This is a genomic window from Nonomuraea sp. NPDC059007 (genome assembly GCF_042740555.1).
In the GTDB taxonomy this organism is placed as follows: domain Bacteria; phylum Actinomycetota; class Actinomycetes; order Streptosporangiales; family Streptosporangiaceae; genus Nonomuraea.
The window spans coordinates 86,968-111,882 of sequence record NZ_JBHYJD010000025.1 but is presented as its reverse complement, the minus strand read 5'-3'; the positions used below and the strand labels follow the sequence as shown (position 1 = coordinate 111,882).

Here is a 24,915-nt window from a genome sequence, read left to right as displayed (position 1 = left end):
TGTAGCATCACGCTAACAAACAAATAGGAAACTTTCCTATAAGAAAATTTGTCAGGTCCGGGGTCAGAACGCAGCACCCGCAAAGGGAGTATCGGCCACGATGTTCGCCACCCTGTCACCCGCGCAAGAGCGGATGTGGTTCCTGGACCGCCTGGCCGGCGGCGACTCCAGCTACACGATGGTGGTCGCGGCCCGGTTAAGGGGCCCGCTCGACGTCACCGCCCTCACCCGCGCCCTCGGCGAACTCGCCGCCCGGCACGAGTCGCTGCGCACCGTCTTCCCGGAGGTGGGCGAGACCCCTATGGCGGAGGTACGGCTGGCCGTACCGGTTGACCTGGAGGTCGTCGAGACGGACGAGGCCGGGCTCGCCGGACTGATCTCCGCCCGAGCCGACGCCTCCTTCGACCTCGCCCGGGGGCCCTTGTTCCGGGCTTCGCTCCTGCGGCTGGCTCCCGCCGACCAGGTGCTGGTCATGACCATGCACCACCTCATCGGCGACGCCTGGTCGGTGGAACGTGTCATGTTCCCGCAGCTCGACGAGCTCTACACCGCCTTCGCCGCGGGTCGCGAGGCGCCGCCGGCCCGGGAGGCTCCGCCGTACCGGGACTACGCCGCGACGCGGCGGGGGCAGGAGCACGAGGAGCAGCGCGCGTTCTGGCGGGCCGAGCTCGACGGGGCGCCCGTGCTGGAACTGGCGGCCGACCGGCCGCGGGCGGCGGTCAGGAGCACCGCGGGCGCCAAGCTCGTCCACACGATGCCGGTCGAGGTCTGGAACGGCGTCGCCGAACTGGCCAGGGCCCGGCGGTGCACGCCGTTCATGGTGGTGATGGCCGCCTACCAGACCCTGCTCATGCGCCACACCGGCCAGGAGGACTTCTGCGTCGGCACGCCGGTCGCCGGACGGGACCGCGAGGAGTTCGAGAACGTCTTCGGCCTGTTCATCAACACTCTGGCCGTCCGCGCCACGCTGGACGGCGACCCGACCGTCGGCGAGCTGCTCAAGCGGGTGCGCGGGCGGCTGCTGCGCGGGTTCTCCAACGCCGCGGTGCCCTTCGAGCAGGTCGTCGGTGATCTCGGCGTGGGCCGCGATCCCGCACGGACGCCGATCTTCCAGACCATGCTCATGCTCGGGCTCGTCGGCGAGCAGCCGCTGCGGCTGGGCGAGCTGGTCGGCGAGATGGTGGGGACGGGGCCGGAGCGGGCCACGTTCGACCTGGCCCTGGACGTGGTCGCCGGCCCGGACGCGCTCAAACTGGTGATCACCTACAGCACGGAGCGCTTCGACGCCGGGTCCGTCGCCCGCCTGGCCGCGCATCTGGAACGGCTGCTGCGGGAGATGCCCGCCCGGCCGGAGGCCCGGCTGAGCGAGCTGGACATGCTCCCGGCGCAGGAGCAGGCGGTGCTGCTGGGCTCCGGCGCGCCCGTGGCCGGGCCGACGCCCCGGCTGGAGGAGCTGATCGCCGCGCAGGCCCGCCGTACACCCCGGGCGCCCGCGGTGATCACGCCCGGCGACGTGCTCACCTACGCGGAGCTGGACGCGCGCGCGGGCGAACTGGCCGGGGAACTGCGCGAGCGAGGCGTACGGCCCGGCGCGCGGGTGGCCGTGTGCCTCAAGGCGAGCCCGGAGGCGATCGTCGCGCTGCTCGGCACCCTCAAAGCCGGCGCTACCTACGTGCCCCTCGACCCCGGCCAGCCCGCCGACCGGCTGGCCGCGCTCATGGCCGACTGCGGCGCCGCGGTCGCGATCGGCACGTCGGTGCGCGACCTGCCCGCACCCCAGGGCGAGCCGTCCGGCGGGCCCGCCTACGTGATCTACACCTCGGGCTCCACCGGCGCGCCGAAGGGTGTCGTCGTGGCGCACGACACCGTCGTACGGCTCGCGCGGGCCTTCATCGACCTGCACGGATTCGGCCCCGGCCAGCGAGTGCTCATGGTGCCGCCGCTCAGCTTCGACGCCTCGGCCGGCGACCTGTACCCGGCCCTGCTCAGCGGCGCCGCCATCGTGCTGCACCCCTCGCCCTTCGCGCTGAGCGGACCGGAGGCGCTGGAGCTGTGCGCCCGGCACGGCATCACGATGGTGGACACGCCCACCGCGCTCTGGCGGCAGTGGGTGGACGACCTGGCCGGCCTGGACACGGTGGACCCGGGGCCGCTGACCACCGTCATGGTCGGCGGCGAGAGCGTGCCCGTGGACCGGCTGCGCACCTGGGCCCGGCTCACCGGCGGCCGCCTGTCGTTCTTCAACCACTACGGCCCCACCGAGGCGACCGTGTGCGCGACCGTCTACCGGACGGTCGACGGGTCGGAGCTCGGCCCGCGTACCCACCTGCCGATCGGCAGGCCGCTGCCGCACGTGCGGGCGTACGTCCTGGACCGGCACGGCGCGCTCGCGCCCATCGGGGCGCCCGGCGAGCTGTACCTGGGCGGGCCGTGCCTGGCCGAGGGATATCTGGGGCGGCCCGAGCTGACCGCAGAGCGCTTCGTCACCTTCCGCGGCGAGCGCGTCTACCGCACCGGGGACCGGGCCGTCCGCCGGGCCGACGGGAACCTGGAGTTCCTGGGACGCGACGACCGGCAGCTCAAGATCAACGGCGTGCGCGTCGAACCGGCCGAGGTCGAGGCGGCCTGCCTGGCTCACGAAGGCGTACGGGAGGCCGTGGTCACCGGGGTGCGCGGGCGGCTGGTCGCCTACCTCACCGGGGACCGGATCACCCGGGCCGAGCTGCGTACCTTCCTGGCGGGCAAGCTCCCGGCCGGCATGGTGCCGCACGACCTGGTCATGCTCGACGCGGTGCCCATGACGCCGCACGGGAAGATCGACTACCGGGCGTTGCCGCTGCCCGAGGTGGAGGCGGTGCCGTACGAGAGCCCGCGCACCCCCACCGAGCGGGCCGTCGCCGCGGTGTGGGAGGAGGCGCTCGGCGTGCCCGTGGGGCGCCGGGACAACTTCTTCGACCTGGGCGGCCACTCGCTGCTCACGCCCAAGACCGCCGGGCGGATCGCCGCGCGCACCGGGCGGCCGGTCGGGCTCGACGTCTTCTTCGCCGCCGCCGACCTCGCCGAACTGGCCGCCCGCCTGGACGGGCGGGCGGTGCGCGGGCCTGACGTGCGGGCCGACGCGGTGCTGCCGGGCGACGTGGTGGTTTCGCGGGTCCCGGTTCGGATTCCGGGGCCGCGGCGGGTGCTGCTGACCGGGGGCACCGGGTTCCTGGGGGCGTACTTGCTGGCCGGGCTGGCCGCGGCGGGGATCACCGTGCACTGCCTGGTCAGGGGGTCCGATCCGGCGGCGCGCCTGCGGGCCAATCTGGAGCGCTACCGGCTGTGGAAACCCGAGCTGGCCGGCACGATCGTGCCAGAACCTGGTGACCTGGCGACGGAAGGACTCGCCGGGCGGCTCGGCCACCTGGCCGCGACCCTCGACCTCATCGTGCACAGCGGCGGCCTGGTGGACTTCGCCAAGCCGTACACGGGACTGCGACCCGCGAACGTCGGCGGCACGCTGGAGATCCTCCGCCTGGCCGCCACGGCCGCGATCCCCGTGCACCTGGTCTCGACGCTCGGCGTGCACCTGGCGCCGGGGGAGCGGGTGGTGCGCGAGGACGACCCGCTGCCCGACCCTGACCTGCTGCACCCCGGCTACGACCAGAGCAAGTGGGCCGCCGACCGGCTCGCCGCCGCCGCCCGGGAGGCCGGGCTGCCGGTGAGCATCCATCGACCGGCCAGGATCAGCGGCGACACCGCCACCGGCGCCTGCCCGCCCGGCGACTTCCTGGGCAGGTTCTTCGCCACCTGCGTCACGCTGGGCACCGTCCCGGACGGCGAGCGGTTCGACATGACACCCGTGGACCACGTGGCGGCCGCGATCATCCACCTCGCCCGCACCGGCGCCACCGGCGACTTCCACTACTACAACCCGCACACGCTCAGCTCCGCCCACATCGTCGCCGGCCTGCGGGAGCGCGGCCTCCCGCTGCGGCTGGTCCCGGGCGCCGGCTGGCGGGCCGAGGTACGCGCGCGGCTGGCGGCCGGCGAACCCCTCCCCGTGGCCGCCTACCCCCGCTCCTTCACCGAGTACGGCCAGGCCAAGGGCCCCGGCTTCGACTGCTCCCGCACCGAACGCGTCCTGGCGGAGGCCGGCCTGACCTGCCCGCCCGCCTCCGCCCTCCTGGACGGCCTGCTCACCCACCTGATCGCCGCCGGGGAACTTGACGTCACCGGCCCTGATGAGCATTGAATAGGCGAGCTCAGAAGTACCAAGGTCCGGGTCACACAGGAGACAGCACCACATGAACACGCCATCTGCCGACGCGTCGTCCGTCCGGATCGGAGCCCTCGCTCCGCTGACCCGGCCGGGATGGGCCGAAGCGGGCCGCCACCTGCTCGCCGGGCTCGAACTGGCCGCCGGCGAGGTCAACGACACCGGTGGCATCGGCGGACGACCGCTCGAACTGGTGGTCAGAGACACCGCGGCCGATCCGGCGAAGGCCGCGGCGGCCGTGGACGAACTGGCCGGTCTCGGCGTGGCCGCCTTGGCGGGGGAGTACCACAGCGTCGTCGCCCGTGCCGTCGCCGCCAGGGCCGACGCGCTCGGCCTGCCGTACCTCTGCTCGTCGGCGGTCCTCGACGCGCTCACCGAGCAGCAGACGGACTGGGTCGCGCGCCTGGCGCCGGCGCAGTCGCGCGGCTGGCGGATCTACGCGGACTTCCTGCTCGGCGCGGGCCACAGCCGGATCGCCGTGGCCGCCCAGCCGAGTGTCTACTGGGCCTCGGGGGCCGCCATCCTCCGGGACCACCTCACCGTCGTCGACCTCGACATGAGCACGCTCACCCCTGCGGACGTGTGCGACGAACTCGCCGGCAACGGCGCGAGCGCCCTCCTGCTCCTGGTCGGCCATCCGGACCCGGCGGTGCCGATCGTCAGGGCCGTCCGCAGCGACCCGCGACTGTCCGAGATCCTGATCGGCGCTCCGGCCGGGCAGCCGGAGTTCGCCGAATGGGCGAGCCTGCTGGGTGACGACGGCGCCGCGATCCCGTTCCTGCGCTACCTGCCCGAGCGCCTCAGCCCCCTGGGAGCACGGGTCGAGACCGCCCTTCGCGAACGGCTGGCCGCGACGCCGTCCTTCGTCGCCTTCGAGGGCTACGACACGGTCACGGTCCTGGCCGAGGTGCTGCGTTCCCAGGGCGTGGACCGGCCGGGCATCGCCAAATCCTGGCCGCATGTGGCGGTCGAGGGCACCCGCGGCCCGATCCGGTTCTCCCGCACGCCGGGCATCGGCGTCTGGCAGTGGGCCTGGCCGCCCATCCAGGTCGCCGACCGGGATCCCGCGCGGCCCGGCCGCTTCCGGATCCTCCGCACGGGCTGAAAACTCGTTGATCGGGCCGCGTCCGCGGCATTAGGGTGCGGTCACGCCATCGACGTGAGGACATCGGCTTGACCCCGCCCGCTCTTTAGACCTGACCCCGCTTCCCGACGCCGCGCAGCCGCCGGCTGCTTCGGCGTGCCCGTCAGGTCTTCAGAGAGATCATGTCTTCACAACCTCATATCGATCATGTCGTGCTGCCCTGGACCGTCCGGCGCACGCGCCTGCCCCTGCTGACGCTGCGCTGCGTCGGCTGCGGGGCCGCGTCCGCCACCACGGGCGAGGGCCGGTTCCGCGTCAACGCCAACGGCAAGCTTCTCGACGTCTGGCTGCTGGTCCGCTGCGTCGCCTGCGACCGGACCGGCAAGCTCACCGTGCACGAGCGGACTCCGGCCCGTTCGGTCGCGGACCTCCAGGCCTACGAGAACAACGATTCCGGGCTGGTCGCGCGCTGGTTGCTCGACCCGCTCCTCGCCCGGCGCAACCGCTTCACCCTGGACTGGACGGACGCCTGGCGTCTCATCACGCCGCCGGAGCCGCCGGATCCATGCTGGCCGGTGAAGGTGGAGGTGTCCTTCGCCGATCCGGTTCCCGTCCGGCCCGGCAGGCTGATCGCCCAGGGGCTGGGCATCAGCCGGGGGGAGACCGCGCACCGCATAAAATCCGAAATATCCCTCGTCCGACGGATAAATAAAGACTTCTCGTTCATCGTCCTACCGGCAGACTGACCGGCACCGTGCGGCCCGCCCTCCGTGAGGAGGGCGGACCGCACGGGCGCGCGGCTATCTCACCAGCACGATCGAGTTGATGGGCGTGAAGTCGTACGGGGCGTAGGCGCCCGTGGCGCGCTGTACGGGGTAACAATCGGCGCCGTTGTAGCCCTTGCATATCTGGAAGCCGGCTCCGCCGGTCTGGCTGTTGATGAGGATCTTGGTGCCGTACACGTTCACCAGATTGTGTGCGCCGTACGAGTACCAGATGTTCCGGCGCGCTATGGAACCGTCCGGTTCCTGGAGGCACACCGCGCCGCTGGGGCACGAGGCGGTGGCGCTTGACTGGAGGACTGGTTCGGCCTGCGCGGGACCGGTTGCGGACAGGGTGGCGGCCACGGCGCCGATGACGGCCAGGCTCATCATCCGTTTCATGGATCTCCTCTGTTCGACGGAGTGCGAGTCGATCTCGGTCTACCACCCGGGTGTTGATTGGCTTCAGGGCGCGCGGAAAAGACAATCAATTCCAATCAACCTCGCTGGCCCGCCCTGCCCCGGCTGATCGGGCGGTGGCGGGCTCGTCGGCAGGCTCAGCCGCCGGGGCCGGTCCGCTGGATCGGCGCGCCGTCGCCGTTGCGCGGCAGGTCACCGCGTTCGACGGGGCCTGGCGGCGGTGAGGGCGTTCCGTCGCCGACGGCCGGCCTGGCTCCCTCGGCCGCCCGCTTCAGCACGGCCCGGTCCACCTGCCCGGCCTGGCAGACCAGCCGCACGTAGTAGCCGGCGCGAACCGCGACGTACTCCTGATTGCCCTCGTGCTCGGTGTACCAGCCGTCGCCGTCGCGCTCGCAGGTCCCCACACACCTGTACGGTGGCCGGTCGACCCGCAACTCCACCTGCCTGCCGTCCGTGGAGGTGTAGACGGCGCCGAACCCGTCGTCGCCGACCGCGCCCACCGACTGCTCGGCCAGCTCGAACCCGGGCAGCTCCACCACGTACATCAGCTCGGGCGCCACACCCTGCCGGGCGGCCTGGTCGATGACGGCCTGGCTCAGCGTCGCGCTGGAGCCGCAGCCGGACAGCACGATCAGCGCCAGCAGCGCGAGGAGGGAACGCATCTCCTCAGTGTGGTCCGCGACGGTTTCACCGAGGTCACGCTGCCCTTCACGGCACGGCGATCGCCGGGGCCACGCGGGCCGATCCGACGCCGCGACCGGTCGTCATCGCCGGCGTTGCATGGACAGGGCCTGGCGCCAGTGCTCGGCCGCCTGGGCCATGTCGTGGCCGAGGAGCTCGAAGAACTGGCTGGTGGTGTGGAGCCGGTCGCCCGTGGGGGTGTCGGTGCCGAAGATCCCGGCGCCGTACCGGGTGGTGGCGGCCCACATCGCCATCGACCGGGCGCTGGCCGACCAGGTGCGGTACCAGACGTCGACGTCGATGACGTACCGCGTCCGGCGCGCCTCGCGCTCCCGGGTGACCATCTCCCTGAGCTCCAGCCACCTGATGGCGTTTGAGATGGTCGCCGGGCTGACCTGGAGGTGCTGGACCAGTTCGGCGGTGGTGAGGCTGCCGCCCTCGCTGATGAACAGCGCGGCGAACACCTTGGCCGTCATGGGCGCCATCCCGCTCTCGATCATCATGGCGACGAACCGCTCCTCGAACTCCCTGACCGTGGGGGTGTCACCGGCGTGGGCGGCGGTCACGCCGGCGTGGGGAGTGCGCCTGCGGCGCCGGGCGCGCCAGCTCGTCGCGTGTTGCGCGCGGGCGGCCAGGTAGCCGTGCGGGCCGCCGTTCCTGGCGATCTCGCGGGTGACGGTGGATCGGGGACGGCCCAGCCTGCGGGCGATCTCCGCGTACGTCAGGCCGGCCGCCATCCCTTCGGCGATGCGGCGGCGTTCCTCGGCCGTCAGCCGGTCTCCTGGCATGTGATCCGTCTTCCTCTTGTTGCACTCAGCTGCACGTTCATTGCACCAGTCTGAGGCTGTCTACCTGCGGTTATGTTTTCAGCGAGTTGTCTCCGGCCAAGGGCGATCCTAGCCTTCTCCTCGGAACGAAGAGGAGAGCCATCATGGAAAAGGTCGTCATTGTCACGGGCGCCTCCGCCGGGATCGGCAAGGCCACCGCCCTCGAACTCATCCGCGCCGGCCACATCGTCTACGGCGCCGCCCGCCGCGTACACAAGATGGACGACATCCGCGACGCCGGCGGGCACGCGCTGGCGCTGGACGCACGCCGGCCGGAAGACCTGGAACGGGTCATCGGCACCGTCGCCGAGGAGCGGGGCCGCATCGACGTGCTGATCAACAACGCCGGGACCGTGCTGCACGGCGCGGCCGAGGACGTCTCCATCGACCAGGCGCGCGACCAGTTCGAGGTCAACGTGTTCGCGCCCGCGCGGCTGGTGCAGCTCGCCCTGCCGTACATGCGGGAACAGCGGTCCGGGACGATCATCAACATCTCCTCCATCGGGGGCGAGATCGCGCTGCCGCTCGGCTGCTGGTACTACGCGACCAAGCACGCGCTGGAGGCCTACTCCGACACCCTGCGCATGGAGGTCGAGCCGTTCGGCATCGACGTTGTGATCATCCAGCCCGGCATCATCAAGACCGAATTCGAAGACCACACGCCGCGGGACCTGCGCGAGATCTCCGGCGCGACCGCCTACGGCGCCGTGGCCGAGGCGATGGCCGTCCGCGCCGAGTCGCAGCTCGGGGCGGACACCCAGGGCTCCGACCCGGGCGTCGTCGCGACCGTGATCAGGGAGGCCGTCGAGGCCGGCAAGCCCGCCACGCGCTACGCGGTGGGCTGGATGGCCGACCGGCTCCTGGAGCTCAACAGGACGTTGACCGACCGCGAGTTCGACAAGCTCGTCACGAACTTTTCCGGCAAATAGGTCTTCCCGCCCGCCTCGGGCTGAGCGGTCCATGAGAGCGTCATCGCCCGGTGGCGGAGTTATGACATGACCGAAACCGCCACCGTGACTACTTGTCGGCGGATCTAACCCTTGATCGACTCTCCTCGTCAGGAAGAGAGGAAGTCAATCATGGTAGGCAGAACCTTAGTCGCGGCGGCCGTCCTCGCGGCGGCACTGGCCGCGACCCCGTCGGCAAGCGCGGAAACACCCCCACCCGACACTGCCGCCGCGAAGAGCGTCACGCTGGTCACCGGCGACCGGGTGAGCGTCGACCGCGGCCGGATCACCTTCACGGCCGGTCCCGGCCGGACGAACGTCCGCTACATCACCGAGGGCACCAAGGACGACTGGACGCTCATCCCGCTCGACGTCGCGGGCGACGTGGCCAGGGGAGTGCTCGACCGCAACCTCTTCCGGGTCCCGCAGCTGATCAAGGACGGTCTCGGCGAGAAGCAACTGCCGCTGATCGTGCAGTACCGTCAGGGCGCGGCACCGATGACAGCGCTGTCGGGCGCACGCCCGCTGGCCTCCATCAACGCCGTCGCCACGGCCGGCGCCACCTGGGCTCACCTCAGCCAGGACCGGTCGGTGCAGAAGGTGTGGCTGGACGCCCCCGTCAAGGCCACCCTCGACCGCAGCGTTCCGCAGGTCGGCGCCCCGGAGGCGTGGAAGGCCGGCTTCACCGGTGAGGGCGTGAAGGTGGCCGTCCTGGACACCGGCGTCGACGACCGCCACCCCGACCTGGCCGGGCGCGTGGACGCTTCCGCCAACTTCAGCGAGAGCGCCGACGCCATGGACCGTGCCGGTCACGGCACCCACGTGGCCTCCACCATCGCCGGTCAGGGCGTGGCGGGCACGCCCGCGCGCAAGGGCGTCGCGCCGGGTGTCCGGCTGCTCAACGGCAAGGTGCTCGACGACAGAGGCAGCGGCTACACCTCCGACATCATCGAGGGCATCGACTGGGCCGCCCAGCAGGGCGCCAAGATCATCAACATGAGCCTCGGCGCTCCCGACCAGGCGGGCCTGGACCCGCTGGAGCAGGCGGTCGAGCGTTACTCCGCCGAGCGCGACATCCTCTTCGTCATCGCGGCGGGCAACGAAGGCCCCCGGCCGGGCAGCCTGGGCAGCCCCGGCAGCACCGACGCGGCGCTCACCGTCGGCGCCGTGGACTTCGACGACAAGCTCGCCGGCTTCTCCAGCCGTGGTCCTCGCGCGGGCGACTTCGCGCTCAAGCCCGACCTGACCGCTCCCGGCGTGGCCATCACCGCGGCCAAGGCGGGCGGCGCCGATCACGTGCGGATGTCCGGCACCTCGATGGCCACCCCGCACGTCGCGGGCGCCGCGGCCATCCTCGCCCAGCAGCACCCCGGCTGGACCTCGCGCGAGCTCAAGTCCGCCTTGGTCACCTCGGCCAAGACCGGTGGCAGCGTCTGGGAGTACGGCACCGGCCGTCTCGACGTGGCCCACGCGGTACGGCAGAGCGTCACGGCCGACGCGGGCACGGTCGCCTTCGGTCACCTGCGCTGGCCGTACGAGGACAAGGCCATCGAGCGCACCCTCACCTACCGCAACACCGGCACCGCCCCCGTCACCCTGAACCTCGCCCTGGAGGCCACCGACCTCGAGGGCAAGGCCGCGCCGCAGGGTGTGTTCACGCTGGGCGCCACGCAGGTCACCGTCCCGGCGGGCGGCACCGCCCCGGTCACCGTGACCGCAGCGCCCAAGGCGGCCTCCGCCACCGCGTACGGCGGGCGGATCACCGCCTCGGCCGAGGGCGTGACCCTGTCGACGCTGGTCAGCTTCGGCAAGGAGCCGGAGAGCTACGACCTGCACGTCAAGCTGATCGACCAGCTCGGCACCGTCCCCGACGACTCCGAGGACTTCATGCCGATGACCTTGATGCCGGAGAACGGCGGGCCGCTCATCCAGCTTGGCATCAACCACGGCGACAGCGAGGGCCCGATCCGCGTGCCCGCCGGCCGCTACCTGGCCTACACCATCATGCGGACCCAGTTCGACGACGGGCACGCGGAACTCAGCGTCGTGCCGATCACCGGCCTGGAGGTGAAGGCCGACCGCGAGGTCGTCTTCGACGCCAGGACCGCCAAGATGATGGAGGTCAAGACCGACCGGCCCGACGCCAGGACGGCGGGCGAGGAGTTCGTCTTCTTCCAGAAGCGGCAGGACGGCAAGGAGTGGTCGGCGAGTTTCGCCATCGACCGCTTCTCCCTGCCGCGCAACGTCCCGCCCGACCCGCTGCGCTTCCGCGTCGCGCCCACCACGAACAAGACGTCCGGGTTCCGCTTCGAGAAGTTCACCCAGCTCGCCGCCCTGCGCTCGGACGGCACGTTCACCGACAGCCCCTACGTGTACAACCTCGTGCTGCGCAAGGAGGGCCTGGTTCCCGGGGAGCTGCGCACGCGTGACCGCGAGCTGGGCAAGGTACGCGCCGACCTCGCCACCCTGCGGGCCGGAGCCACCGGCGCGCCGGGCGCGGGGCCCATGGCGGGCGGACCTCTCGGCGACGGCTTCACCGGCTGGAGCCAGGTGGTCACCGCGCTGCCGGTGACCCAGGCCTGGTACTTCACCCCCGGCATCCCCTGGGAGCGCGCCTTCGAGACGATGCCGAGCGGACGGCTTCACCAGACGGTCGAGTACGCCGACGCCCGCACCTTCCGCGCCGGACGTGAGGAGCACGAGCGATGGAACTCGGGGGTCGTGGGTACGGCCCTGCATGAGCGGACCCTGATCACCAGGACCGACACCGAGTTCGAGGTCGGCAACCTGCCCCTGTGGCACGCGGCCGGACGCGACCGCGTCACCGGCAGCAGCGACTACGGCGACGGCACCACCACGCTGCTGCGCGACGGCAAGGTCGTCGCGACGGCCGGCAAGCTGCCCAACTTCACCGTGAACCTGCCCACCGCGCCCGGCTCGGGACGCTTCCAGCTCCGCGTCGAGGGCACGGCCGACCCCAGGGCCACCGAGCTGTCGTCCAAGCTCACGACCGAGTGGTCGTTCACCTCGGCGGGCGCGGGCCCGGTGCCGGTGTTCGTCCTGCGGGCCGAGCCCAAGCTCGACCTGAACAACGCCACCCGCCCCGGCCTGATGACCCTGCCGCTACGGCTGCAGCGCATGGAGGGCGCGACCAAGCCGATCACCAAGGTCACCGCGGAGGTCTCCACCAACGGGACGTCCTGGCATCGGGTCGCGGTCGTGCCGACGGGCCGTGACAGCTGGCACGCGCTCCTGCTGAACCTGCCGCGTTCGGGCGACACGGTCTCCCTGCGGCTTTCGGCACGCGACAGCGCGGGCGCCACGGTCACCCAGACCGTGGAGCGCGCGTTCCGGGTGCGCTGAGCCCCGGGCTGATCCGGGTGGAACCGCAGCTCCACCCGGATCAGCCACCCCGGCAGGACTTCCGTGAGGTCAACTGCCTGGTGAGCGCGTTCAGCGGCGGCTGGGAAGCCCCCGGCCAGGTGGTCAGCTCCCGGCCGCCGCCTCCAGCACGAAGACGGGGATCAGCCGGTCGGTCTTCTCCTGGTATTCGGCGTACGGCGGAAACGCGGCGACCGCGCGCTCCCACCACTCGGCCCGCTCGCCCCCGGTGACCTCCCTGGCCGTCATGTTCTGGTGTCCGGGCCCGTCCTGGAGTTCCACGTGCGGGTTGGCCTTGAGGTTGAAGTACCAGACCGGGTGAGCCGGGTAACCGCCCTTCGATCCCACGGCCGCGTACCGTCCCTCGTGCTCCACGCGCATCAGCGGGATCTTGCGGATCTTGCCGCTCCTCGCGCCACGCATCGTGACGATGATCACCGGCAGTCCCGTGTCCCAGAGCGTCGTCCCCTCGGTGCCGCCCGAGCTCTCGTACAGCTCGACCTGTTCGCGCACCCACTGCCGCGGACTCGGCCCGTACTCGCCCTCAACAGCCATCGCGTCCATCCCATCGTCGCCTACGGATGATGTTGCGAAGTCCGGCACAGCGACCGTCCTCCAGACGATCACAACACATCCTCCCGCCTATGGGGAGGTGACCAGGGTTTTTGCCACTCAGGACCCTGAACTAGGCTGGCGGTGCGAGGGGAGTACTTCGTAAGAGCCGGCCCGGTCAGTACGGACGTGATGGGACGTCCCCGGACGGCCGCCCGCGTGGACGCGGGTGAAGGAGACCTCGAACGGCCGCGTACGTTCGAGGAGGCTCTCCGTGCCTGTTGTGGCAACCGTTCTTTCCGCTGACCTGCCGACGATCGGGACACCGTCGTTGTGGGCGATCACCGTGGCCGCGCTGGTCGTCCTGCTGGGAGTGGACTTCGTCCTGACGCGGCGCCCGCACGAGGTGCGGATGCGTGAGGCCGTGGGGTGGTCGTTGTTCTACCTCGCGCTGCCGGTGGGTTTCGGCGTGTATCTGTGGCAGGCGTTCGGCTCCGGGACCGCGGTGGAGTTCTTCACCGGGTACGTGGTGGAGAAGTCGCTGTCGGTGGACAACCTGTTCGTCTTCATGCTGCTGCTGTCGGCCTTCGCCGTTCCGGCCGTCTACGCCCAGCGGGTGCTGCTGTTCGGCATCATCGGCGCTCTCGTGCTGCGCGCGATCTTCATCGCGCTGGGCGCCGCCGTCCTGCAGAGCGGGACGTGGGCGTTCCTGCTGTTCGGCGCCATTCTCATCGTCACGGCCGGCAAGGTGATGAAGGACGCGGTGGCCGGGCACGAGCAGCAGGTCGACATCTCCCGTATGCGGTCGGTACGGCTGCTGCGCCGCCTCATGCCGGTCACCGACGACTACCGCGGCTCACACCTGGTGGTGCGGGAGGGCGGGCGCCGGGCGCTGACGCCGCTCGCGCTGGCCATGGTGGCCGTCTTCGTCACCGACATCGTCTTCGCCGTCGATTCCGTGCCGGCCGTGTACGGCGTCACCGAGGACCCCTTCCTCGTCTTCGCCACCAACGCCTTCGCCCTGCTCGGCCTGCGGGCGCTCTACTTCGTCCTCCAGGGCGCCCTGGCCAGGCTGCGCCACCTCAACCACGGTCTGGCCGTCATCCTGGCGTTCATCGGCGTCAAGCTGGTGCTGCACTGGGCCCACGGCATCTGGCCCGTCATCCCCGAGATCCCCACCCTGATGTCACTCGGTGTGATCATCGCGGTCCTGGCCATCGTCACGATCACCAGTCTGAGCGCCGGCGAGCGAACCGGCAGCCCGCAGCCCTGACCTCCGGGTCAGGAGTCCGTGCGCGGAACGAGCAGGCCGCGGTGGAACGCCTCGGTGACGGCGGCGGCGCGGTCGTTCACCCCGAGCTTGGTGTAGATGTTGAGCAGGTGGGACTTGACGGTGGCCTCGGTGATGAACAGCCGGGCGGCCGCCTCGCGGTTGGTGTTGCCCGCCGCCACGAGTTCGAGAACCTCCAGCTCGCGCGGGCTGAGCAACTGCGGCGCGGGCGCCCGCATCCGGTTCATGAGCCGGGCGGCCACGGTCGGGGACAGCACGCTCTCGCCCCTGGCCGCGGCCTGCGCGCCGCGCAGCAGTTCCTCGCGGGGGGAGTCCTTGAGGAGGTAGCCGGTGGCGCCCGCCTCGATCGCCGGCAGGACGTCGGCGTCGGAGTCGTAGGTCGTCAGCACCAGCACGTGCGCGGTGACGCCGAGCCGGGCGAGCTCGACGATCGCGCTCAGCCCGTCCATGCCGGGCATGCGCAGGTCCATCAGGATCACGTCGGGCCTGAGCTCCTGGGCGAGCCGTACCGCGTCGGCGCCGTTCGCGGCCGCGCCGAGCACCTCGAATCCGGGCGCGGAGGCGAACATGCTGCTCAGCCCGTCCCTGACCACAGGATGGTCGTCGGCGATCAGCAGCCGGATCATGTGATGCTCCCGGCAGGACAGGGGACGCAGGCCGAGATCCCGGCGCCGGCGCCGGGCTCGGACTCGATCCGCAGGCTGCCGGACAGCCCTTCCACCCGTTGCCGCATGATCGTCAGGCCGAACCCGCCGTTCTCAAGGCTCGCGGGATCGAAGCCCTTGCCGTCGTCGCGCACGTCCAGCGCCACCTCCTGCTCCAGATAGGACAACGTCACCCCGACCCTGCTCGCGCCCGCGTGCCTGGCCACGTTGGCCAGCGCCTCCTGCGCCGTGCGCAGCAGCGCGAACTCGGCCTCGGGCACCATCGGCCGCGCCGTACCGGTCGTCGTGACCTGGACGGGCAGGCCGTGCAGCTTCGACCACCGGCCGGCGACGGCGACGAGCGCGTCGCTCAGGCGCGCGGCCTGCAGCGGTTCCGGCCGCAGCGCGTCGACCGAGCGCCGCGCCTCGGCCAGGCTCTCCCGCGCCAGGTTCTTCACGGCGTCGAACGGCCGCAGCCACGGCGCCGGGACCTCGTGCATCTGCTCGGCCGCCTGGAGCTGCGCGATGATGCCGGTCAGCCCCTGCGCCAGCGTGTCATGGATCTCACGGGCCATCCGCTGGCGTTCGTCGAGTACGCCCGCCTCCCTGGCCTGGGCGAGCAACTGGGCGTGCAGGCCGGCGTTCTCGGCGAGCGACGCCTCCAGCAGCCGGTTCGTCCGGCTCAGCTCTTCGAGGGTCTGCTCGCGCCGCTCCTCCTCCTTCTCGGCGAGCCGCAGGACCCAGGCGCAACCGCACATCAGGGCGATGTTGAACGCGATGATGGTCACGTGCATCGCCACGCCGAGCGCGTCGGTCTTGGGGATGCCGGAGGCCTGCGCCGTACCGGCGAGGACCGCCGCGGCGGCGACGCCCAGCAGCCGCCACGGCCAGCGCAGGACGGTGAAGGAGTAGATGTACGCGGCGGGGGTGAAGAGCCCGAAAGCGGGGTGCCTGGCCACCAGGACCGCGGTGATCACGAGCACCCCCGCGACGAACACCGCCATGATCCGCGGCCGGTTCCGCCAGCCGGGACGCAGGGTGAACATGCCGAGCATCCACGCGGCCGCCAGCCCGCACAGGCCGAGGTCGACGAGCAGGGCGCCGCCCGCCCAGTCCTCCACGATCAGCAGGATCGCGACGAGCAGCGCCAGCAGCGTGTACGGCACCACGTTGACCAGCAGGAACGGCGGCTCCCGCGAAATCGAGATCTTGCTGCTCACAACTCCCTCTCCCCGCGAGATTCTATTCCCAGCGGAACCAGCGGACCGCGACGAACGCGCAGACCACCGCATAGGCCGCAAGCGTCAGCAGCGGCACGACGGACGGAAAGTCACCCAGGTAGGCGTCCTGGAAGGCCCGCATGCCCGCGCCGAGCGGGGTGTAGTGGGCGATGTCGCGCAGCAGCGGCGGCATCTGCGAGATCGGCATCCAGAGTCCGGCGAAGAACATCAGGGGGAAGAACAACACCGTGCCGATCGCCGTGGCCGGAGCGCGGCCGGGCGCGAGCGCGGTGATCAGCAGGCCGATCGAGAGCAGCGCGGCCGCCGCGAGCAGCCAGGCGAGGGCGAAGCCGAGAGGGTGTTTCGGCAGGTCGACGCCGAAGCCGAACCAGGCCGTCGCGAGGAACAGGACCATCGCGATGACCGCGATGGCGAAGTTGGCGACGAGCTGGGCGGCGAGCACGCGGGCCGGGCCGACCGGCGTGGTCTTCATGCGCCGCAGCACGCCGTTCTCCCGGTAGCCCGCGAGTGTGGTGGGCAGGGAGGCCGTGGCCAGGATGGCCAGATTGAACAGGATCAGAACAGGAACATAGAGGTCGAAGTACGTCAGGCCGCCGCCGCCCTCCACGGTTTCCCGCAGATCGGGGACGCTGCCGAGGATGATCAACAAGATGAGCGGGAAGCCGATGCCCCAGAGGGGCGCGACCTTGTCCCGGACGCACAGGGTGCTCTCGGCCTTGACGAGCCGCCACGTGGCGGAACCCGGCTCGGCGGTGCGCAGGGTTGACATGGGTGTGAGGTCCTCTCGGTGATCGGTTAGCGGGAGCCGGATTCGAGGCGCTTGCCGGTCAGCTGGACGAAGGCGTCCTCCAGGCTCGCCTGCTCGACGCGCAGCCGTTCCGCCACGATCTGGTTGCGGGCCAGGACGGTGGTGACGGCGTTGAGCGCGTTGTCGGAGCCGCTGACGATGACCAGCTCGCCCTGGCGGGTGACGCCGGAGACGTCGGGCAGGCCGGTCAGCAGGCGGTCGTCCATCGGCCTGGACGGGCGGAACTGGATCCGCTGCCCGATGCGCGCCCGCTCGGTCAGACCGGCCGGGGTGTCCACCATGACGACGCGGCCGGCGTCGATCAGCGCGAGCCGGTCGCAGAGCCGTTCCGCCTCTTCCATGAAGTGGGTGACCAGCACGATCGTCACCCCGCGGGCGCGGACACCCTCGATCAGGTCCCAGGTGTCGCGCCGGGCCTGCGGGTCGAGGCCGGTGGTGAGCTCGTCGAGGATCGCCACCCGGGGACCGCCGATGAGCGCCAGCGCGATGGAGAGCCGTTGTTTCTGGCCGCCGGACAGCTTGCCGTACCTGGTCTTCGCCTTGTCCGCCAGGCCCAGGTCGTTCAGCAGCGCGCGCCAGTCGGCGGGCCGGGGGTAGAAGGAGCTGTAGAGCTCCAGGGCCTCGGCGACCTGGAGCCGTTCGGGCAGGTGTCCGGCCTGCAGCTGGACGCCGAGCCGCCGGGTCAGCTCGGCGCGGTCCCGGAGGGGGTCGAGCCCGAGCACCCTGATCTCACCGCGATCCGGCATGCGCAGGCCCTCGACGCACTCCACGGTCGTGGTCTTGCCGGCGCCGTTCGGTCCGAGGATGCCGAAGATCTCACCCTCCTGGATGGTGAGCGAGACGTCGTCGACGGCGACCTTGTCCGCGTAGCGCTTGTGGAGGTTCCGTACCTCGATTACTGGTGGCATGCGCCTCAGCCTGCTATGACCAGCGCTTTTCCGGCATCGACCAGGGGGCGGGACCTGGCGATCCACCGATCGGTGGATCGCCGCCCGTCAGACGGCGCATTCTCACGCGCTCTTCAGCCGGCGGCGGATGCGTTCGGCGGCGCCGACCAGACGCAGGACCCTCCTGGTTCCCGGATCGTCGTGGAGCGCGAGCGTGCTCACGTACTTGGCGATGGTCATGCCGATCTGGCGGGTCACCTCGTCGTCCCGGCCGCGCGTCTCTTCGAGGCCGGTCAGGACCGTGAACCAGAGCACGAGCACCACGATCGTGTGGCCGGCCCGCCACGTCCGGTCCGCGTTCAGGTAGGCCTCGGCCAGGTCCCACTTGGTCTGCAGGGTGAGGGAGTGGTTCTTGCCCAGGGCCTGTTCTGCGTCGGTGGCGAGCTGCCGGTAGTGGGCGAAGACCCGGCGGTCCTCGTCGCGCCGCGCGTACAGGCCGCAGAGTTCGAGCCGGGTCTCCAGGGTGTCGAGGGCGCCGGGGCCGAGCACCCGCCGCTTGTCCGCGACGAGCCGTTCGAACGCGCCGATCGTGACGTCGAGGGGATCGAGCGGCATGCGCAGCATGGCCAGGGTCGTCCGCAGGGACAGCAGGGCCGGGTGGGCGGATCCCGCGTGCGCGGCGATGGTCCTGTCCAGGAAGGCGATGCCTTCCTGCCTCGACACGGTACGCGCCAGGTGGACGCCGTAGGCGACGGCGAGATCGGCCGAGGTGCCGTCGAGCTCGGCGAGGCCGCCTGCCGCGATGAAGGCGGCGATGTGCGGAGCCAGCCGGGCCGCCGGCTCCGGTCCATCGGTCCAGGCGGTCCGCAACGCCTGGCCCGCCCGGTGCCGGGACCCGGGGTCCTGGCTGACGGCCTGGACGAGCCGGTGCACCGAGAGCGCGTCGCCGGACCGGGTGACCAGCCCGTACGCGGCGAGGTGCCCGGCGGCGGCCTTGGATTCGTCCGGGAACAGGCTGATCGGGATGTCGTCGGGGGCGAGCCAGGCCAGGGTTCCCAGGATCCGCCCCGGAAGCGGCCCGTGCTGGGCGGCGATCCGGTCCAGGGTGACCTGCCAGGTCCGCGCGACGGTCCGGTCGAGGTCCCCGCCCGCGTGCGTCCAGTCCAGCACCGCGCCGTCGCCGGAAAGGTGCCGCAGATACGTCCGCGCGGAGACGTGGTTCTGGGCCATGTAGTGCCCGGCCATCTCGATCGCGAGCGGCAGCCCGCCGAGCGCCGCGCACAACTCCTCGCCGCCGTCGAGCAGGCCGCGATCGGCCACCCGCCTGTCCAGCATCTGTACGGCGTCGCCGGCGGACAGCACGCCCAGCCGGATGGGTGTGGCGATGTCGTCCCAGCCGACGCCCTGGCGGCTGGTCACCAGGAACCGCCCGCCGGGAAGCGAGCCGATCAGCTCCGCGACCTCCGCCGGCCGGGTCACGTTGTCGAGGATCAGCATCCAGCCCGTGTGGCCGGCGAGCCACTGCCTGGCCCACTCGACGGGCCGCTCCGGCGAGCCTTCCGGGTACAGCCGCCTGGCGAGCGCTTCCAGGCCGAAGTCGATCTGGGCCGGATCCTCGGCGTCGATCCACCAGACGGGGTTGCGCCGGCCGACCTGGGCCAGCGCGTACCGCAGGGCGAGCGTGGACTTCCCGATCCCGCCCAGCCCGGTCAGGACCTGGGCGTTCCCGCCGGAACGCCGCCTCAGGGCCTTGGCCAGTGCCGCGTGTTCCTTCTCCCGCCCGACGAACAGGCGGGCGGCGGCGCGGGTCGAGCGCAGCCGTACGACGCGGGGCGGAGCCCGCACCGTGGCGGCCGGGACCGGGGGCGGAGCCTGGACGACGTTGCTGACGATGTTGAAGGCACCTTCGCCGGTGCTGATGACGCCCCTGTTGAGCAAGACCCGGATCCTGTCCGCCATCGGTCACCCCCTCCAGCGCATTGTTCGCCGGGATCGGCCACCACGCCAGGGGCGCAACCTCATCGCCGGCGAGTGGTTCGCGACGATCGTCGATCAACCTGTCATGGGCCGAGCAGGCGCCGGATGTCCTCCAGGAGTTTCGCGTCGGCGGCCAGATGCGCCTCGGCGTTGTCGAACAGCGCGTCGGCCAGCGGCGACAGCCCCTCCTTGGCCGTCCGCCCCGCGGCGAGCTCCGCCCGCCGGCTCTCCAGCGCCAGGAAGGAGGCCTCCACCAGTTCCCGCGCCTCGCCCGAGTCCAGCAACGTGTGCCAGCGCAGCGCCAGCGCGAAGCCGGACGTGGCGGAGTGCGGGGGAGCGGACAGCGCCTTGCGCAGCAGGTCGCGCAGCGCGTGCCGGCCCTCCGGCGTGATCGCGTACACGCGGCGCAGCCGATCGCCGGTGCGCTCCTCCGCATGCGTCTCGGCCAGCCCCTCGCTCTCCAGCTTGGCCAGGGCGTGATAGACCGATCCCGCCTTCACGTCGGTCCACCGCTCCAGCGCCCCGGCCGTAACGAGCTGATTGATCTCGTATCCGTGACGCGGCCCCTCATGGAGGACGCCCAGCACGAGCAACCGGGTCGACGACACTCGAACACCTCCACGCGATAGTCAAGGTTGACCATATCAGCCGCCGCATGCTCTTATGGTCAAACTTGAATATGCAAAATGGAGGTACGCATGTTCTTCCGCTCCCGGCGAATGGACGCGCTCGTCCGCGCGTACACACGGCTCGGCAGGTTCAGTGGCGCGGTGCTGGTCGCGCGCGGGGATCGCCGCCTCTTCGCCAAGGGGTACGGCCACGCCGACCACGAACACGCCGTGCCCAACACGCCGCGCACGGCGTTCAGGATCGGCTCCCAGACCAAGACCTTCACCGCGATCGCGATCCTCCGCCTGCAGGAGGAGGGCAGGCTCCGCGTCACCGACCCGATCGGCCACCACCTGCCCGGCTACCCGCACGGCGACACGATCACGCTGCACCACCTGCTGACCAACACCTCGGGCATCCCCGACTACGTCACGACCGATGACTTCACCCGCGTCATGGGCACGCCGCGCACGAGAGAGGCGCTCATCGCCGGCTTCAAGGACCGGCCCCCGCTGTTCGAGCCCGGCGCGCGGATGAGTTACAGCAACTCGGGATGGGTCCTGCTCGGCGAGGTGATCGAGCGGTCGTCCGGCCTGACCTACGGCGCGTACCTGCGCAGGCATGTCTTCGGCCCGCTGGCCATGGAGCGCAGCGGCCTGACCGGCGATCCCGCGGAAGGACACGCTCTCGGTCACATGGCGAGCGACGGCCGCCTCACCCGCACCCCGCGCGTGCACTCCTCCAGCCAGGACGCCGCGGGGGCCCTGCACTCGACGGCCGAGGACCTGCACCGCTGGAACCGCGGCCTGCCCCGCCTGTTGCGCCCCGAATCGCTCGCGGAGCTGGTCAAGCCGCACACGGCGGCCGACGGGACCGGCTACGGCTACGGCTGTGCGGTACGCGGTGACCGGGTCGAAAGCGCGGGCGGCGCCATCGGCTTCGTCAGCGTCTCGGCGCACTACCGTCGTGACGATCTCTTCGTGACGGTGCTGTCCAACCTCGAGAACGCCGCCTTCGCCGAGATCGAGGCCGGTCTGGCGGCCGTCGCCCGCGGCGAGCCGTACGAGTTGCCCGGCCGCAGGGTCTTCGTCACCGTCAATCCCGCCGTCCTCGACCGATACACCGGCCGTTACACGATGCGGTACATGGGCCGCACCTCCACGATGCACGTCACGCGCGACGGCGACCAGTTGATGGTGGAGGTGCAAGGACTGGTCAGGACAGAATTGCGGCCCATGTCAGAGACGCGCTTCTTCGCCAGGATGAAAGGTGAGGTCGAACTGGACTTCCTGGCGACCGGCGAGGTCGCGCTGAACTGGGCCGGCCAGGACGTCACCGCCCGGCCCGTCACCTGATCGCCCGAACGCACCGGGGACATTCCTTCCGGCGCCGCAGCCAGTACGTGACGGTCGCCACCCCGACGGCCAGCCCCACAGCGGCCACAACGCCATGGGGTTGGACAGATCGACGGTCACGAACGCGCCCATGAGAATGCGCCAACCGGCGTTGTCACGCTCGACTTCACCGGCATGAACGTCTCCACCGCCCGCCGCGCTCACGGGTGGTGGGTGACGAGGCGGTGGGACAGGTCCTGGGCCCAGCCGGTTGTGGGGTGGCGGAGGCCGAGGACGCGGACGGCGAGGGTCACGGCGCGGGCGGCGCAGCCGATGGCCTGCCGCGTGTCGCCCGCCGCGTTGTGGGCCAGGGCGAGGTTGCCCAGCCGTACCACCAGCTCGGGGTGGTCGGGGGGCAGGGCGCGCTCGGTGAGGTCCAGCGCCTGGAGTTCGAGCGCGAGCGCCTGCTCGTGATCGCCCACGCCCGCCAGCGCGGCGGCCAGATTGCCCAGGTGGCGGCCGAGGTCGGGGTGGCCGGGCGGCAGCGTCGCGGTCGCGATGGACAGGGCGCGGCGGGCCATCGGCAGCGCGTCGTGGGCACGGTCGAGGTCGATGTAGACGGCGGCCAGGTTGCCGACCCGGGGGGCCAGGTCGCGGTGGCCGGGGCCGAGGGAGGCCTCGGCGATGGCGACGGCGCGCACGGCGTGCTGCAGCGCGTCGTCCCTGCGCAGGCCGCTGAGCGTGGCGGCGAGGTTGGTCAGGAAGCCGATCAGCGCCGGGTGGCCGGGGCCGAAACGGTCCTCGGCCAGTGTCAGCGCGCGTTCGGCCAGCGGGAAGGCCTCCTTGAACCGGGCGTGCAGGTTGAGCAGGCGGCTGGTGTCGCGAAGGAGCCTGCCCAGGGACATCGAGGGCTTGTGGACCGGCATCAGCGAGGCGACGGCGACGGCGTGCGGGTGCAGCGACAGCCCCTCGGGCCACTCGTCGAGGGCGAAGGCACGGCGCTCGGGCAGCCGCGTGAGCAGCATGGACAGCGCGTCCCTGGCCGCCGCGTCGAGAAGGCGGGCGTCCCTGGCCTCCGCGCGGACCGCGCTCTGGACCAGCCGGTGGATGGCGACGCCGCCCGCGCTGCGCTTGACCAGGCTGTAGGACGCCAGCAGGGCCAGGTCGCGCAGGGCCGCCTCGTCGAACAGCGTGAGCGGGATGTCGTCGGGGGCGAAGCAGGACAACGCGCGCAGGAGCGCCAGGGCGGTGGGGCTGGTCTGCTCGACCTCCCGCATGCTGATCCGCCAGATCTTCGAGATGGTCTGCTCGGGGTCGCCGCGATGGGCCACGGGCGCGTACAGGTCGAAGGTCTCGTCCAGTTTGGTGAGGTACGCGGTGATGTCGCCGTGGGTTTCCTCGATGTAGGCGCCGGCCTGTTCGATGGCGAGGGGCAGGCAGCCGAGCGCGGCGGCCAGGCGGGTGGCGGGTTCGCGGTCCTTGCCGTCGGCCGCGCTGAGCATGAGCAGGTCGGTGGCCGACTCCAGGGACAGCACGTCCAGGGCGATGAGCTCGCGTACCCGCCAGGCCCGCGCGCCCAGGTCGCGCCGCGTGGTGACGATGATGTGGCCGCGCATCTGGGCCAGGAGGTCGCGTACCTGGGCGGGGTTGTGCACGTTGTCCAGGACCAGCAGCCAGCCGTCGTGCTCCAGCAGCCAGGTCTTCGCCCAGACGGCGGCCTGGCGGGTGGGCACCTCGACCGGATGCTCGGGCACGAGGAAACGGGTGAGCTGGGCCAGGCCCGCCTCGATCTGCTCGGGCGACTCGGCGGTGATCCACCAGATGACGCGGTAGCGCTCGCGGTTGGCCGTGGCGTACTGCAGGGCCAGCTCGCTCTTGCCGACGCCGCCCAATCCGTAGACGACCTGGGAGACGACGACGGAGGCCGCGCCGGTCAGCGCGGTGCCGAGGGTGGCGAGGGCGTCGGCGCGGCCGACGAAGTCGAGGGCCGGCGGCTTGGTGAGGTTGCTCAGCCCGCGCGGCGCGGGCACGTCGCCGGGGCGGGGGAGCGGCAGGGCGGAGGCGCCGAGCTGGGCGCCGTCTCCGGTGATGATGATGCCGGAGTTGGCTCCGCCCAGGGCGGCGGACCGCGGGCCGGTGGGCTCGTTCACGATGGCGCACCTCCCGGGAGTCCAGCCTGATCGTAGCCCCAGCCACGATCAGTCGCTGCCGGGTGGATCAGCTCCAGCCGGTCGGCAACTGTATCGATTTGCCGCCGCCCAGCCCTGTCGGGTAGGAAGCTCGCATGCTGAAGGGGAAGAAGGTCGGGCTGAGGGCGCGGCACGAGAGCGACATCCCGATCCTGCGGACCGAGCTCTACGACGACGTGGTCAACGCCTCGCGGGCCGAAGGCCGGCCCTGGCGGCCGATCACGCCCGGCTCGAAGGATTCACGGCTCGTGGTGAACGACGAGGAGCACGGCGTCGTCCCGTTTTCCGTGATCGAGCTGGACGGCGGCACGCTGGTCGGCAGCGCGAACCTGTGGGGCATCGACAACCACAGCCGGTCCGCGCACATCGGGCTGGGGCTGCTGCCGGCGGCCCGCGGCCAGGGCTACGGCACCGACGTCGTCGCGGTGCTGTGCCACTACGGTTTCGTCGTACGCGGGCTGCAGCGGCTGCAGATCGAGACCCTGGCGGACAACGCCGCGATGCTGAGATCCGCCGAGCGCAACGGTTTCGTCCGCGAGGGCGTGCTGCGGTCCTCGGCCTGGGTGATGGGCGCGTTCCTGGACGAGGTGCTGCTCGGGCTCCTCGCCCAGGAGTGGAAGCCGGACGCCTCCGGAGCCGGATGACGCGCCGTCGCGTTGTGTAGTTGATTCGCTACTCTGAGGTATCTTCGTGTTGAAGAACCAGGAGTGGCCCGGTGTTCGTCGTTCATCCCGCGTCGGGCCAGGGTGATCGCCGGCTTCCGCGACCGCGGGATCCGGCTTCACCCGAAAGTCTGAGGAGCAGGCATGGCAACAGGCACCGTGAAGTGGTTCAACGCAGAGAAGGGCTTCGGTTTCATCGAGCAGGACGGCGGCGGCGACGACGTCTTCGCGCACTTCTCCAACATCGCCGCCCAGGGCTACCGGGAACTGCAGGAGGGCCAGAAGGTCTCCTTCGACATCGTCCAGGGCCAGCGGGGCCTCCAGGCGGAGAACATCGTGCCTTCCTGACCTTCACGGCCCCG

20 protein-coding genes are annotated in these 24,915 nt (G+C 71.4%); 9 read left to right on the top strand and 11 right to left on the bottom strand.

Going from position 1 to position 24,915, the window contains the following annotated elements:
* The first annotated feature begins 100 nt into the window (after positions 1-100).
* The 3 genes from ACFWY5_RS34445 (at position 101) to ACFWY5_RS34435 (ending at position 6,088) form a co-directional block, all read left to right on the top strand.
* Positions 101-4,234: an amino acid adenylation domain-containing protein gene (locus ACFWY5_RS34445; RefSeq protein ID WP_379636890.1), complete on the top strand. Its 4,134-nt coding sequence runs from the start codon at positions 101-103 to the stop codon at positions 4,232-4,234.
* 52 nt (positions 4,235-4,286) lie between these two features.
* On the top strand, positions 4,287-5,363 hold the full coding sequence (locus ACFWY5_RS34440) for an ABC transporter substrate-binding protein (RefSeq protein ID WP_379636888.1): 1,077 nt from the start codon (positions 4,287-4,289) through the stop codon (positions 5,361-5,363).
* A gap of 191 nt (positions 5,364-5,554) precedes the next feature.
* Positions 5,555-6,088 (top strand): DUF1062 domain-containing protein, encoded by a 534-nt coding sequence (locus tag ACFWY5_RS34435; RefSeq protein WP_379636886.1) that lies wholly within the window; start codon positions 5,555-5,557, stop codon positions 6,086-6,088.
* A gap of 54 nt (positions 6,089-6,142) precedes the next feature.
* On the opposite strand, the gene ACFWY5_RS34430 is transcribed toward ACFWY5_RS34435, so the two are convergent.
* The 3 genes from ACFWY5_RS34430 to ACFWY5_RS34420 all read right to left on the bottom strand — a co-directional run bounded on the left by ACFWY5_RS34430 (position 6,143) and on the right by ACFWY5_RS34420 (position 7,992).
* Positions 6,143-6,505, bottom strand: a complete 363-nt coding sequence (locus ACFWY5_RS34430; protein ID WP_379627939.1) for a hypothetical protein — start codon at positions 6,503-6,505, stop codon at positions 6,143-6,145.
* 155 nt (positions 6,506-6,660) lie between these two features.
* Entirely contained in the window at positions 6,661-7,185 is a 525-nt protein-coding gene (locus ACFWY5_RS34425; protein ID WP_379636884.1) for a hypothetical protein, read from the bottom strand.
* Positions 7,186-7,287: 102 nt separating this feature from the next.
* The gene (locus ACFWY5_RS34420; protein WP_379636883.1) at positions 7,288-7,992 is read right to left on the bottom strand and encodes a helix-turn-helix domain-containing protein; all 705 of its coding nucleotides are present in this window, start codon (positions 7,990-7,992) and stop codon (positions 7,288-7,290) included.
* 143 nt (positions 7,993-8,135) lie between these two features.
* Here ACFWY5_RS34420 and ACFWY5_RS34415 point away from each other — a divergent pair, with 143 nt between their 5' ends.
* Both ACFWY5_RS34415 and ACFWY5_RS34410 read left to right on the top strand, forming a co-directional pair.
* Positions 8,136-8,960, top strand: coding sequence for an oxidoreductase (locus ACFWY5_RS34415; protein ID WP_379636882.1), 825 nt, complete (start codon positions 8,136-8,138; stop codon positions 8,958-8,960).
* Between the two features lie 150 nt (positions 8,961-9,110).
* Positions 9,111-12,341, top strand: coding sequence for a S8 family serine peptidase (locus ACFWY5_RS34410; RefSeq protein WP_379636881.1), 3,231 nt, complete (start codon positions 9,111-9,113; stop codon positions 12,339-12,341).
* A gap of 123 nt (positions 12,342-12,464) precedes the next feature.
* Here the strand turns inward: ACFWY5_RS34410 and ACFWY5_RS34405 are convergent, their stop codons facing one another.
* On the bottom strand, positions 12,465-12,914 hold the full coding sequence (locus ACFWY5_RS34405; RefSeq protein WP_379636879.1) for a nitroreductase family deazaflavin-dependent oxidoreductase: 450 nt from the start codon (positions 12,912-12,914) through the stop codon (positions 12,465-12,467).
* A 271-nt stretch (positions 12,915-13,185) separates the two neighbouring features.
* Between ACFWY5_RS34405 and ACFWY5_RS34400 the strand changes: the two genes are divergently transcribed.
* The gene (locus tag ACFWY5_RS34400) at positions 13,186-14,184 is read left to right on the top strand and encodes a TerC family protein (protein ID WP_379636877.1); all 999 of its coding nucleotides are present in this window, start codon (positions 13,186-13,188) and stop codon (positions 14,182-14,184) included.
* Between the two features lie 8 nt (positions 14,185-14,192).
* On the opposite strand, the gene ACFWY5_RS34395 is transcribed toward ACFWY5_RS34400, so the two are convergent.
* The 6 genes from ACFWY5_RS34395 to ACFWY5_RS34370 form a co-directional block, all read right to left on the bottom strand.
* Positions 14,193-14,828, bottom strand: a complete 636-nt coding sequence (locus ACFWY5_RS34395; protein WP_379626255.1) for a response regulator — start codon at positions 14,826-14,828, stop codon at positions 14,193-14,195.
* Positions 14,825-16,066: a sensor histidine kinase gene (locus tag ACFWY5_RS34390; RefSeq protein ID WP_379636875.1), complete on the bottom strand. Its 1,242-nt coding sequence runs from the start codon at positions 16,064-16,066 to the stop codon at positions 14,825-14,827. The genes ACFWY5_RS34395 and ACFWY5_RS34390 overlap by 4 nt, the downstream gene beginning before the upstream one ends.
* Positions 16,067-16,088: 22 nt before the next feature.
* Positions 16,089-16,856, bottom strand: a complete 768-nt coding sequence (locus tag ACFWY5_RS34385; protein ID WP_379626259.1) for an ABC transporter permease — start codon at positions 16,854-16,856, stop codon at positions 16,089-16,091.
* A 26-nt stretch (positions 16,857-16,882) separates the two neighbouring features.
* On the bottom strand, positions 16,883-17,803 hold the full coding sequence (locus ACFWY5_RS34380) for an ABC transporter ATP-binding protein (protein ID WP_379626261.1): 921 nt from the start codon (positions 17,801-17,803) through the stop codon (positions 16,883-16,885).
* Between the two features lie 102 nt (positions 17,804-17,905).
* Positions 17,906-19,741: a hypothetical protein gene (locus tag ACFWY5_RS34375; protein ID WP_379636873.1), complete on the bottom strand. Its 1,836-nt coding sequence runs from the start codon at positions 19,739-19,741 to the stop codon at positions 17,906-17,908.
* A 101-nt stretch (positions 19,742-19,842) separates the two neighbouring features.
* Positions 19,843-20,367 carry a helix-turn-helix transcriptional regulator gene (locus ACFWY5_RS34370; protein ID WP_379636871.1) on the bottom strand — a complete coding sequence of 175 codons (525 nt, stop codon included), beginning with the start codon at positions 20,365-20,367 and terminating at the stop codon, positions 19,843-19,845.
* A 90-nt stretch (positions 20,368-20,457) separates the two neighbouring features.
* Between ACFWY5_RS34370 and ACFWY5_RS34365 the strand changes: the two genes are divergently transcribed.
* Complete coding sequence (locus tag ACFWY5_RS34365) at positions 20,458-21,723, top strand: serine hydrolase domain-containing protein (protein ID WP_379636869.1); 1,266 nt, start codon at positions 20,458-20,460, stop codon at positions 21,721-21,723.
* Positions 21,724-21,923: 200 nt separating this feature from the next.
* On the opposite strand, the gene ACFWY5_RS34360 is transcribed toward ACFWY5_RS34365, so the two are convergent.
* Entirely contained in the window at positions 21,924-23,852 is a 1,929-nt protein-coding gene (locus ACFWY5_RS34360) for a tetratricopeptide repeat protein (protein WP_379636867.1), read from the bottom strand.
* Between the two features lie 134 nt (positions 23,853-23,986).
* Between ACFWY5_RS34360 and ACFWY5_RS34355 the strand changes: the two genes are divergently transcribed.
* Positions 23,987-24,535, top strand: a complete 549-nt coding sequence (locus ACFWY5_RS34355) for a GNAT family N-acetyltransferase (protein ID WP_379626273.1) — start codon at positions 23,987-23,989, stop codon at positions 24,533-24,535.
* A gap of 162 nt (positions 24,536-24,697) precedes the next feature.
* A complete protein-coding gene (locus ACFWY5_RS34350; protein WP_184964720.1) occupies positions 24,698-24,901 on the top strand; it encodes a cold-shock protein in 204 nt (67 codons plus the stop codon).
* Positions 24,902-24,915: the final 14 nt, after the last annotated feature.